Source organism: Gallibacterium salpingitidis (assembly GCF_030517105.1).
In the GTDB taxonomy this organism is placed as follows: Bacteria; Pseudomonadota; Gammaproteobacteria; order Enterobacterales; family Pasteurellaceae; genus Gallibacterium; species Gallibacterium salpingitidis.
Genome location: NZ_CP103875.1, coordinates 1,958,949 through 1,971,608, shown reverse-complemented (window position 1 = coordinate 1,971,608; position 12,660 = coordinate 1,958,949). Strand labels below are relative to the sequence as shown.

Genomic DNA, 12,660 nt, shown 5'->3' with positions numbered 1-12,660 from the left:
AAATCTATTATGTCGCAAGAAATAGAATTAAAATTAACGGCAAATCAAGAAGTTATTAATAGTTTAAAGCAAGAATTAAGTCATTTCCAATTATTAACGCAAAAGCAGGTTTTTAGTCAAAATAGCTATTTCGATACTGAAGATCATTTTTTTGCTAAGAAAAAGATGGGATTACGAGTCAGAAAGGAACAAGATCGTTATACGATGACGCTAAAAACTGCAGGTTTAACACAAGGCGCGTTGCATATTCGTCCTGAATATAATGTGCAATTATCTAGTAGTACTCCAGATATGACGCAATTTGCACAATATGCAGAATTGCAGCTTGAACGTGACTATCAAACCTTACAAAGCACGTTACAACCAATCTTTAGTACAGATTTTCAACGTGAATACTATCTATTGGAAACAGGTAATGGAACGCAGTTAGAAATTGCCATTGATCAGGGGAAAATTCTTGCAAAGCAACAGCAAGCACCGATTAGTGAGATTGAAATTGAGTTAAAAAACGGCAAGGTGATTGATGTATTGAATTTTGTGCAGAATTTGCTGTTTTTAGATGGCATGCGTTTAGGTCAAGAGAGTAAAGCAGAACGTGGCTATCAGCTTGCTGGATTAGGAAAAGCAGCACAAAAAGTGACTCTCAATGATTGGCAGCAGTTATTGCAGCAGCATTATGTATCGGCACAGGAGCAAATTTTAGCGTTATACCAATATGAGTTACGTTTATTAAAATTTTTAGAGCAAACGGATCGTAGTAAATTAATTTTGGATGCAGAGGCGACGACAACAATGCTCGATCTATTTTCTAAGTTATATCAATACTATGTTGAAAAAACAGCGTTATTGCAGCAAGCAGCATCAACGCTAGAACAACAACAGTTAGCTGTCGCTGAAATTATTGACGATGTGTATGAGGGGAATCAGGTTGTTTATCAACAACTTCGCCAAATTATTGCACGTCATCTTGAACATCAGGATCATACAAAAGCAATCCAGCAACTGTTTGACTTAACAGCACAAGGTCAATACTTGCAAAGAATGATTAATCTTTTGAAATTTACATTGAAATAGCATTGAAAAAATTATGGCAAAAGTAAAAACAGCCTATGTTTGTAACGACTGCGGTGCGGAATATGCTCGTTGGCAAGGGCAATGTAGTGCTTGCCAAGCTTGGAATACGATTACTGAAGTGCGTTTAGCGGCAACACCGAATAAAGGTGATCGGTTTAGTGGGTATGCAGGTGCAAGCGGCAGTAAAGTACAAAAATTATCAGAAATCAGCTTAACGGAATTACCACGTTTTAGCAGTGGTTTTAATGAGTTAGATCGTGTGTTAGGCGGTGGTATCGTTCCGGGAAGTGCCATTTTAATTGGCGGTCATCCTGGTGCGGGGAAAAGTACCTTATTGCTGCAGGTAATGTGTGGCTTAGCACAACAAATGCCAACATTGTATGTGACAGGTGAAGAATCATTGCAACAGGTGGCAATGCGTGCGAAAAGATTGAATTTGCCAATGGAAAATTTGCAGATGTTATCAGAAACTTCAGTGGAGCAAATTTGTGTATTGGCGGATCAATTGCAGCCTAAAGTAATGGTGATTGACTCAATTCAAGTAATGCATTTGGCTGATATTCAATCTTCACCGGGCAGTGTGGCGCAGGTTAGAGAGTGTGCCTCGTTTTTGACGAGATATGCTAAGACGAAACAAGTGGCAATCATTATGGTTGGCCATGTTACCAAAGATGGCACTTTAGCAGGCCCGAAAGTGTTAGAGCACTGTATAGACTGTTCTATTTTATTAGAAGGTGAGGCTGATTCACGCTTCCGTACTTTACGCAGTCAGAAAAACCGTTTTGGTGCGGTTAATGAACTGGGAGTTTTCGGAATGACTGAACAAGGTTTGAAAGAGGTAAAAAATCCATCGGCGATTTTTCTTAGTCGTGGTGAAGAACAAACACCGGGAAGTTCAGTGGTCGTACTATGGGAAGGCACACGTCCTTTATTAGTGGAAATTCAAGCATTAGTCGATTATTCAATGTTGGCTAATCCTCGTCGTGTTGCAGTTGGTTTAGATCATAATCGTGTTGCCTTATTACTTGCTGTTTTGCATCGTCATGGTGGATTACAAATGGCGGATCAAGATATTTTCGTCAATGTGGTTGGTGGGGTGAAAGTGAGTGAAACCAGCGCGGATTTGGCATTGTTATTAGCCTTGATCTCAAGCTTCCGCAATCGGGCTTTACCAAGGGATTTAGTGGTGTTTGGTGAGGTTGGTTTAGCAGGTGAAATTCGCCCAGTACCAAGTGGACAAGAGCGGATCAGTGAAGCTGCAAAACATGGTTTTCGTCGAGCAATAGTGCCTTATGCTAATCGACCGAAAAATCCGATTGATAATATGCAAGTTTTTGTAGTGAAAAAGTTAAGTGATGCGCTGCAAGTACTAGATGGTTTTTAACCAATTATGCGAAAAAATATTTACTGATAAACATTGGTTTTTATGCCGTTTTATGGTATAAAACGCACCGCCTTTTTGTCGTAAAAATTTAAAAAGGTAAATTTATTATTTCACACACATATCTACACTAACAATCGGGGTGCCAAACGGTCGATTGTCTAGGGATATGTGGAGGCTAAACCCCAATTAAATAAGGAAAAAATTATGGCACAAGTTACAATGCGTGAAATGCTACAAGCTGGCGTTCATTTCGGTCACCAAACTCGTTACTGGAATCCAAAAATGAAACCATTCATTTTCGGACCACGCAACGGCGTTCATATCATCAACTTAGAAAAAACTTTACCTATGTTTAATGCAGCGTTAGAAGAATTAAAACGCATTGCAGCAAATAACGGTAAAATTCTTTTCGTTGGTACAAAACGTGCCGCAACTGATCCAGTGCAAGCAGCAGCATTAGATTGCCAACAATATTATGTAAACCACCGTTGGTTAGGTGGTATGTTGACTAACTGGAAAACAGTTCGTCAATCAATCAAACGCTTAAAAGATTTAGAAACTCAATCTCAAGATGGTACTTTCGACAAATTAACCAAAAAAGAAGCGTTAATGCGTACTCGTGAGATGGAAAAATTAGAGTTAAGTCTTGGCGGTATCAAAGATATGGGCGGATTACCTGATGCGTTATTCGTTATCGCAGCAGATCACGAACATATCGCAGTTAAAGAAGCAAATAACCTAGGTATTCCAGTGTTTGCGATTGTTGATACTAACTCTGATCCAGATGGCGTTGATTATGTGATTCCTGGTAATGATGACGCAGTAAGAGCAATTCAACTTTACTTAACTGCAGCAGCAGAAGCTGTTAAAGAAGGTAAAGCACAAGCTCAAGGCGCAGTTGCAGAAGAAGCTTTTGAAGAATTAGCGGCAGACGCTGAAGCAAAAGTAGAATAATCTTATTGGGATCTAATAAGGTTAAATCCCTTATTAACCACAGTAAACTAATTGGTTAGCAGGGGACTCATTAGGGTTCCCTGTTTTATATAAAATGTGGTCTAACTGACACAGAAAGAGGATTTAAAAATGGCTGAAATTACAGCATCATTAGTAAAAGAACTTCGTGAACGTACTGGCGCAGGTATGATGGAGTGCAAAAAAGCACTTGTTGAAGCTAACGGTGATATCGAATTAGCAATCGACAATATGCGCAAATCTGGTCAAGCGAAAGCAGCTAAAAAAGCTGGTCGTGTAGCAGCGGAAGGTGTAATTGTAATCCGCGTACAAGATGGTTATGGTGTAGCAGTTGAAATGAACTGTGAAACTGACTTCGTAGCAAAAGATGCAGGATTCTTAGGTTTAGCAGCTAAAGTTGCTGATTACGCATTAGCAAACAAAGAAACTGATATCGAAGCATTAAAAGCAAAATTCGAAGAAGAACGTACTGCATTAGTAGCGAAAATTGGTGAAAACATGAATATTCGTCGTGTTTCAGCAATTAACGGTGCTGCTGTAGGTTCATACTTACATGGTGCGAAAATTGGTGTATTAGTTGCAGCAGAAAACGCAGACGATGAATTATTGAAACACGTTGCAATGCACATTGCGGCAAGCCGTCCAGAATATGTAAATCCATCTGATGTTCCGGCAGAAGTGGTTGCACACGAACGTCAAATCCAAGTGGATATTGCAATGCAATCTGGTAAACCACGTGAAATCGCAGAAAAAATGGTTGAAGGCCGTATGAAGAAATTCACTGGTGAAGTTTCTTTAACTGGTCAACCATTTGTTATGGATCCATCAAAAACTGTTGGTGACTTATTAAAAGAAAAAGGTGCAACTGTTGTTAACTTCATCCGTTTAGAAGTTGGTGAAGGTATCGAAAAAGTTGAAGCAGATTTCGCAGCAGAAGTTGCAGCGATGTCAAAAGCTTAATCATCGACTGATAAAAAAGCGAGGAAACTCGCTTTTTTTATAAGCTGAAAATATAAACAAGTCATTTATGCCGGAATAAAGGATTTGTTTATATTTTCACAACAACATAAGAAGGAAAGCATAATGAGTCAGTTAAAACCAATTTATAACCGTATTTTACTTAAACTTAGTGGTGAAGCATTACAAGGTGAAGAAGGTTTTGGTATTGATCCTTCTATTTTGGATCGTATGGCAGCAGAAATTAAAGATTTACTAGAACTAAATGTACAAGTTGCCGTTGTGTTGGGTGGTGGAAATCTATTTCGTGGTGCGAAATTAGCAAAAGCTGGAATGAATCGTGTTGTTGGCGATCATATGGGAATGTTGGCAACTGTAATGAACGGATTAGCAATGCGTGACTCTTTACATCGTGCTGATGTGAATGCGAAATTGATGTCAGCATTTCCGCTAAATGGTGTTTGTGATACTTATAGCTGGGCACAAGCGATTCGTCTATTAAGACAAGGACAAGTTGTGATTTTCTCTGCTGGTACAGGTAATCCATTCTTTACAACTGATTCGGCTGCTTGTTTACGCGGTATTGAAATTGAAGCTGATGTAGTATTAAAAGCAACAAAAGTAGATGGTGTGTATGATTGCGATCCTGCGACTAATCCAAATGCAAAATTGTATTCACAATTAACTTACCAAGAAGTATTGGAAAAAGAGTTAAAAGTAATGGATTTAGCGGCATTTACCTTAGCACGTGATCATGGTATGCCAATTCGTGTATTTAATATGAATAAGCCGGGTGCTTTGCGTCGTGTAGTATTAGGGGAACCAGAAGGTACCTTAATTACTGATAAAAAATAGATTTAAAAAAGAGCTTACATTAGTTACAATTCGGCAGCAGTTGTTATTCGACTTAATTTGAAAAGGAAAATAGTGTGATTAAAACAATTAAAGATGAAGCGCAGCAACGTATGGAAAAGAGCGTGGAAGCGTTAAAAGGACAAATCTCTAAAATTCGTACTGGACGTGCGCATCCAAGCTTATTAGACGGCATCCATGTGGAATATTACGGTGCATCAACTCCATTACGCCAAGTAGCAAATGTTGTTGCAGAAGATGCTCGTACCTTAGCAATTACTGTATTTGATCGTAGTTTAATCTCAGCCGTTGAAAAAGCGATTATGGCGTCTGATCTTGGTTTAAACCCAGCATCAGCAGGTACAATTATTCGCGTGCCATTACCACCATTAACAGAAGAACGTCGTCGTGATTTAACTAAAATTGTTCGTGGTGAAGCTGAGCAAGGTCGTGTAGCTATTCGTAATATTCGTCGTGATGCGAATGATAAAGTTAAAGCATTATTAAAAGATAAAGAAATCAGTGAAAATGATGAACGTAAAGCACAAGATGAAATTCAAAAATTAACTGATCTTTATGTGAAAAAAGTGGATGAAGCTTTAGCAGAAAAAGAAAAAGAGCTAATGGATTTCTAATTGACTCTATCGGTAACTGGCGTGATCGGTTCGCGCCAGTTATTTTTTTATTTCTAAATCACAAACGCACATATCATGAAAAATATCGTCATTCTCGGTTCTACTGGTTCAATTGGTCAAAGTACCCTTTCCGTCATTCAGCATAATAAAGATTATCAAGTATTCGCACTAGTCGCTAATAGCAATGTGGAGTTAGTGACAAAACAATGTTTAGAATTTGAGCCGTTGTTTGTGGCAATGGCGAATCACGATGCGGCAAAACAAGTAGCAGAAAAATTAAAACGTCAAGGATGTGCTACGGAAGTGCTGGCTGGTGAAGAGGCAATTTGTGAATTAGCAGCACATGAGAAAGTTGATATGGTAATGGCGGCGATTGTTGGTGCGGCAGGTTTATTGCCAACTTTATCAGCGATCAAAGCAGGAAAGCGTATTTTACTGGCGAATAAAGAATCTTTGGTCACTTGTGGCCAAGTGTTTTTAGATGCGGTGAAAAAATATGGTGCAACCTTATTGCCGGTAGATAGTGAACATAATGCGATTTTCCAATCTTTACCGGTCGAAGCGCAACAAAATATTGGCTTTTGTGATTTAACTAAATTAGGTGTGAGTAAAATTGTATTAACTGGTTCAGGTGGTCCATTTAGAACCAAACCGCTAGAGGAATTTGAGAGTATTACGCCTGCACAAGCCATTGCTCATCCAAATTGGTCAATGGGAGCAAAAATCTCTGTTGATTCAGCAACGATGATGAATAAAGGTTTGGAATATATTGAAGCACGTTGGTTATTTAATGCGAGTGCGGAACAGATGGAAATTATTATTCATCCACAATCCATTATTCATTCAATGGTGCGTTATATTGACGGTAGTGTTATTGCGCAAATGGGGAATCCTGATATGCGTACTCCAATTGCGGAAACAATGTCTTATCCTCAACGAATTGTATCTGGCGTTGAACCATTAGATTTTACTCAATTATCTGAATTAACATTTATGACGCCAGATTTTCAGCGTTATCCAAACCTAAAATTAGCGATTGAAGCCTTTGATGCAGGGCAGTATGCAACCACAGCAATGAATGCGGCGAATGAAGTTGCAGTAGCGGCTTTTTTACAGGAGCAGATTAAATTTACGCAAATTGCAGAATTAAATCGTTTTGTGGTAGAGAAAATTCCAAGTCGTGTTATTACCTCTGTGGAAGATGTTTTGGCTGTTGATAAAATCGCCAGAGAATTGGCAAATGATCGGATTTTAAGTTTTTAATTAATGACTTGCGTGGTATATTGTCGCTCGGCGTTATTCACACTATTTTAAATACTATATGGCGTTAGATCCTGAAAATATTCCTCAACACGTTGCTATCATTATGGATGGGAATGGGCGTTGGGCTAAACAAAAAGGCAAATTGCGAGTTTTTGGCCATCGTAATGGTGCACAAGCCGTAAGGCGTGCAGTGTATTATGCGGCACAAACTGGTATTAAATATTTGACCTTATACGCATTTAGCAGCGAAAACTGGCAGCGTCCAGAAAATGAAGTTAATGCCTTAATGGATCTGTTTATGCGTATGTTAGATTTAGAAGTCAATAAACTGCATAAAAATAATATCCGTTTGAAAATTTTGGGAGATATTTCACGTTTTAGTGATGGATTACAAAAACGTATCCGTACTGCAGAGCAATTAACACAACATAATACCCAATTAACTTTGAATATTGCCGCCAATTATGGTGGTTGTTGGGATATTTTACAGGCGACAAAACGTGTTTGTGCTGACGTACAAGCGGGTACATTAGATTTACAGCAATTAGATGAAACTAAGTTTGCTGAATATTTAACGACAGTAGATCAACCAATGGTTGATTTATTAATTCGAACCAGTGGTGAACAAAGAATTAGTAATTTTTTATTATGGCAAATTGCCTATGCTGAGCTCTATTTCACAGAGGTGTTATGGCCAGATTTCTCAGAAAAAGAGTTCGAAGAAGCACTGGATTTTTATCAACAACGAGAGCGTCGTTTTGGCTCACTTTCTAAAGGATCATAATAGGAGTTTATTTTGTTAAAGGCTCGAATTTTGTCGGCATTAGTATTAGTTAGCCTAGTATTTATTGTATTGTTTGTGTTCCCACCTTTGTTATTCGCCAGTACTTGTGCTTTATTAATCGTGTTGGCAGTTTGGGAATGGACACAATTTGCAAAAATTAAACAACCTATTTTACGTTGGATCATTACCAGTATTGCAGCAGCTTTTCTCTATTTATTCATTTATGCCAATAGTGATTTTATTGCCAGCGGTAAAATTCTCAATAATCTCTCCGAATTATTGATCGTCTCTTCGTTGTTATGGTGGTTGATTGCTTTAGTATTGGTACTCACTTATCCGAAAAGCACCGCTTTTTGGGGAAATTCAACTATTGCGCAATTACTGTTTGCTTTCTTTACCTTAGTGCCTTTCTTCCTAAGTTTATTAGCATTACGCTTCTATCAATATAATAGCAGTTCATATCAAGGTATTACTTTATTGTTATATGTCTTCTTATTGGTTTGGGCGGCAGATACCGGTGCTTATTTTGCTGGACGCAAATTTGGTAAACATAAATTAGCTGAAACCGTTTCACCGAAAAAAACTTGGGAAGGTGTGATTGGCGGTATTATTTTAACCATAGTGGTAGCAGCAATCTTTTTAACGATTACCCCATTATATGAAGCAAGTAATTTATCTTTTGTGGAATTAGTGGCAGTATCGGTATTAACTGTTATTGTTTCTATTTTGGGAGATTTAACAGAAAGTATGTTTAAGCGCCATTGTGGTATTAAAGATAGCAGCCAGCTTATTCCAGGACATGGCGGAATTTTAGATCGGGTAGATAGTTTAACTGCGGCATTACCAGTATTTAGTGCCTTTTTCTTTATCTTAACTTAATTGGACATCAATATGTTTTCATTCTTGTGGACTGTTGCTTCTTTTATCGTTGTTATTGCCATTTTGGTATTTGTACACGAGTTAGGGCATTTTTGGGTAGCAAGAAAATGTGGCGTTGCTGTACAACGTTTTTCGATTGGGTTTGGTAAAGTATTATGGCGAAAAACCGACAAGTATGGCACCGAGTTTGTGGTATCTCTGATCCCGCTTGGTGGATATGTTCGTATGTTGGATGAACGGAATGAAGATGTCCCACCGTCTTTATTAGCAAAAGCATTCAATCGTCAACCAGTACGTTCAAGAATTATGATCTATGCTGCTGGTCCATTGGCTAACTTTTTATTTGCACTTGTTGCATTTTGGTTGGTTTATTTAATAGGAATTCCTACCTTAAAACCGATTATTGCAGATGTTCGTCAAGATTCACTCGCCGCGCAAGCCGCTATACCTAATAATTACCGCATTACCGCTATTGATAATGAGCCGATTCATAATTGGGAAGATGTAAATTTAGTTTTAGCTGCCAAAATGGGGGATGGTGAAGTTGAGATTAATTTGCAAGATGTTGATTCAGATAGAACAATTCAACGTCGTGTGAATTTAACAGATTGGAAATTTGATCCAAGTAATGAAACCGGATTTACTGCATTGGGGATAGAACCTAAACGAGCAAAAGTCGATAATGTTATTGCAAAGGTATCGGAGAACTCTCCTGCTGAAAAAAGTGGTTTGCAAATTGGTGATAAAATCATTGCAGTAAATGGTGAAAAAGTGGATTGGCAGCAATTTGTTGCACAAATTCAAAAACACCTCAACCAAACTATGCAAGTGACGATCGAACGTCATTCATCACTACAAACAATCGCATTAACCCCTCAGCTTAATGAAAAAGGAAAACCTTTTGTGGGATTAATGCCAGTGGTTCATTCACTTAATCAACAAGATATTGAAGTGCAGCGTTATGGCTTATTTTCTGCCTTATCGCACTCTTGGCAAATGGTCGGACAACTTTCATGGGCAACAATTAAAATTGTTGGAAAACTTTTTACTGGGGAAGTGAGTCTAAACAGCCTGGGTGGTCCAATTTCTATTGCGCAAGGAGCAGGGATATCATCTGAAAATGGATTGACTTACTTTTTGCGTTTTATGGCACTAATTAGTGTCAATTTAGGCATTATGAATCTATTTCCATTGCCGGTATTAGATGGCGGACAACTTGTCTTCCTTTTTATTGAAGGATTAACGAAAAAGCCTGTACCAGAAAAAATACAGAATATTGCATATCGTATTGGGGTTGCACTATTGTTATGGCTTACAGTTTTTGTGTTATTTAATGATATAATGCGTTTATAATATAGAGGCAAAATTTAGTTTTGGCTGTTATTAAAGAAACAACAGGATTGAGCAATATGAAGAAACTTTTATTAACCAGTTTATTATTTACTAGTACCGCAACTTTTGCTGCACCATTTGTCGTCAAAGACATTCGTATTGATGGTGTTTCTGAAGGCAATAAAGGCGCAATTATGGCAGCTTTGCCAATTAAAGTTGGACAAAGAGTGACCGATAAAGATATTTCTGATCTAGTACGTGCGTTGTATCTCAATGGTTCATTTACGAATGTTCAAGCTTCTCAAGAAGGTAATACCTTAGTTCTTCATATTGCGGAAAGAGCAGTAATTAACAGTCTAGAACTCTCTGGTAATGAATCAATTCCAAAAGATGCGCTACAAGACAATCTTAAAGCAAACGATATTAAAGAAGGTAGTTTGTTAAATCGTGAAAAACTTGATGCTTTTAAAACCGAATTGGAAAATTATTACCACTCTATTGGTTTCTATAATGCGAAAGTGAATTTTGATATTGACCAAGTAGCAAGTAATCAAGCTAATGTAAAACTGAATATTGTCGAAGGTGATCGTGCTTTAGTTAAAGAGATTAATTTTGAAGGTAATAAAGCCTTTGACAGTAAAACATTGTTAGAGCAAATGGAAGTTCAACCAGATGTTTCTTGGTGGAATTTATTTGCAAGTAGTAAATTGGATCAACAAAAATTCCAAAACGACTTACAAGCGATTAAAACCTTCTATCTAAATAAGGGTTATCCAAAATTTAATATCACTGATGTAAAAACCAAAGTAAGCGATGATAAAAAAGATATTGCCATTACGATTGATGTATCGGAAGGTGAACAATATACCGTCAGCGGTGTTCGTATTGTGGGGGATACTGCAGGATTAATGCCACAAATGGAACCGTTATTGAAAAAAATCTATGTAGGTGAATTATTCAATGGCGATAATGCGAAAGATGTTGAAGATGGTATTAAGAACATTCTTGGTGATAACAGCTATGCTGCACCGCAAGTGAATTTAGTGCCTGAATTTGATGAAGAAAAACATGAAGTAAATTTAACTTATGTAGTTGATGCTGGACACCGTTATTATGTACGTAACATTTTATTCCAAGGTAATGACGCCAGTGCAGATAAAACTTTACGTCAAGAAATGCGTCAACAAGAAGGAGCTTTATACTCTTTATCAGCAATTCAACAAGGTAAACTTCGTTTAGAACGTACCGGTTTCTTTGAAACTGTTGATACTACAACAGAAATGGTTAAAGGCGCTAATGACCAAATGGATGTGATTTATAAGGTAAAAGAGCGTAATACAGGTAGTATTAACTTTGGTATCGGTTATGGTACAGAAAGTGGTTTAAGTTATAACGCCAGTGTCAAACAAGATAACTTCTTAGGAACAGGTGCATCAGCAAGCTTATCAGGAACACGAAATGACTACGGTATGAGCATTGCTTTAGGTTATAACGAACCATACTTTACTAAAGATGGTGTAAGTCTTGGTGGTAATGTTTATTACGAAAAATACGATAACTCTAAGAACAACTATCAAGCGTCATATTCTAAAACCTCTTATGGGATCGATACCACACTAGGTTTCCCAGTGGATGAAAATAACTCTTACTATTTAGGTTTGGGTTATGCACACAATAAATTAAAAGATATTGAGCCTGAATATAGTCGTGCACTCTACTTAAATTCAATTGAAGCGAAAGAGTGGGAATTTTCTAACCACGACTTTGATTTTAGTTTAGGTTGGGGTTATAACAGCTTAAATCGTGGTTTCTTCCCAACCAAAGGGATTAAAGCGAATATTGGCGGACGTATTAGTATTCCTGGTTCAGACAATAAATACTATAAATTAAATGCCAACATCCTTGGTTATTATCCATTAAATCGTGCAGAAACTTGGGTGCTTTCTGGTAAAGCAAGCTTGAGTTATGCTAACGGCTTTGGTGGTAAGAAATTACCATTCTATCAATACTATACTGCTGGTGGTATTGGTTCATTACGTGGATTCTCTTATGGAGCTGTAGGGCCTAACGCATTTTATTTAAATCAAAACGTCAGATCTGCAGATGCATGTCGAGGAATTAGTGAAGTTTTTGAATGTTATGCTCCAAGTACAGATGTTATTGGTGGTAACGCAATGGCTACTACCAGTGTAGAATTAATCGTACCAACGCCATTTGTGAGTGATAAAAATCAAACAACCGTAAGAACCTCATTCTTTGTTGATGCAGCGAGTGTTTGGAATACCCATTGGGATAAATCATTCTCAACAAAATATAATTTACCTGATTATAGTGATCCAAGTCGTGTTAGAGCATCAACAGGGATTTCACTCCAATGGCAATCGCCAATTGGACCATTGGTTTTCTCTTATGCAAAACCAATCAAAAAATATGAAGGTGATGATGTAGAACAGTTCCAATTTAGCATTGGTGGAACATTCTAATAAATTTATGAGAACTTATTGCAAAATAAGTTCTCTAAAACAACC

11 protein-coding genes are annotated in these 12,660 nt (G+C 37.6%); all 11 read left to right on the top strand.

What is annotated here, in order from left to right:
• Positions 1-9: 9 nt before the first annotated feature.
• The 11 genes from NYR30_RS09445 (at position 10) to bamA (ending at position 12,615) form a co-directional block, all read left to right on the top strand.
• Positions 10-1,074: a CYTH domain-containing protein gene (locus NYR30_RS09445; RefSeq protein ID WP_066112998.1), complete on the top strand. Its 1,065-nt coding sequence runs from the start codon at positions 10-12 to the stop codon at positions 1,072-1,074.
• Between the two features lie 13 nt (positions 1,075-1,087).
• Positions 1,088-2,458: a DNA repair protein RadA gene (gene radA, locus NYR30_RS09440; RefSeq protein WP_066112999.1), complete on the top strand. Its 1,371-nt coding sequence runs from the start codon at positions 1,088-1,090 to the stop codon at positions 2,456-2,458.
• A gap of 204 nt (positions 2,459-2,662) precedes the next feature.
• On the top strand, positions 2,663-3,412 hold the full coding sequence (gene rpsB, locus NYR30_RS09435) for a 30S ribosomal protein S2 (RefSeq protein WP_066108690.1): 750 nt from the start codon (positions 2,663-2,665) through the stop codon (positions 3,410-3,412).
• 129 nt (positions 3,413-3,541) lie between these two features.
• Entirely contained in the window at positions 3,542-4,390 is an 849-nt protein-coding gene (tsf, locus tag NYR30_RS09430; protein WP_066113000.1) for a translation elongation factor Ts, read from the top strand.
• A gap of 123 nt (positions 4,391-4,513) precedes the next feature.
• The gene (gene pyrH, locus NYR30_RS09425) at positions 4,514-5,242 is read left to right on the top strand and encodes a UMP kinase (RefSeq protein WP_066108695.1); all 729 of its coding nucleotides are present in this window, start codon (positions 4,514-4,516) and stop codon (positions 5,240-5,242) included.
• Positions 5,243-5,316: 74 nt separating this feature from the next.
• Positions 5,317-5,874, top strand: coding sequence for a ribosome recycling factor (gene frr / locus NYR30_RS09420; RefSeq protein WP_066108698.1), 558 nt, complete (start codon positions 5,317-5,319; stop codon positions 5,872-5,874).
• Between the two features lie 75 nt (positions 5,875-5,949).
• Complete coding sequence (ispC, locus tag NYR30_RS09415) at positions 5,950-7,137, top strand: 1-deoxy-D-xylulose-5-phosphate reductoisomerase (protein ID WP_066113001.1); 1,188 nt, start codon at positions 5,950-5,952, stop codon at positions 7,135-7,137.
• Between the two features lie 58 nt (positions 7,138-7,195).
• On the top strand, positions 7,196-7,921 hold the full coding sequence (gene uppS, locus NYR30_RS09410) for a polyprenyl diphosphate synthase (protein ID WP_066113002.1): 726 nt from the start codon (positions 7,196-7,198) through the stop codon (positions 7,919-7,921).
• Positions 7,922-7,933: 12 nt separating this feature from the next.
• Positions 7,934-8,800 carry a CDP-archaeol synthase gene (locus NYR30_RS09405; protein WP_066113003.1) on the top strand — a complete coding sequence of 289 codons (867 nt, stop codon included), beginning with the start codon at positions 7,934-7,936 and terminating at the stop codon, positions 8,798-8,800.
• A gap of 12 nt (positions 8,801-8,812) precedes the next feature.
• Positions 8,813-10,153, top strand: coding sequence for a sigma E protease regulator RseP (gene rseP, locus NYR30_RS09400; RefSeq protein WP_066113004.1), 1,341 nt, complete (start codon positions 8,813-8,815; stop codon positions 10,151-10,153).
• Between the two features lie 56 nt (positions 10,154-10,209).
• A complete protein-coding gene (gene bamA, locus NYR30_RS09395; RefSeq protein ID WP_302500755.1) occupies positions 10,210-12,615 on the top strand; it encodes an outer membrane protein assembly factor BamA in 2,406 nt (801 codons plus the stop codon).
• The last annotated feature ends 45 nt before the right edge of the window (positions 12,616-12,660 follow it).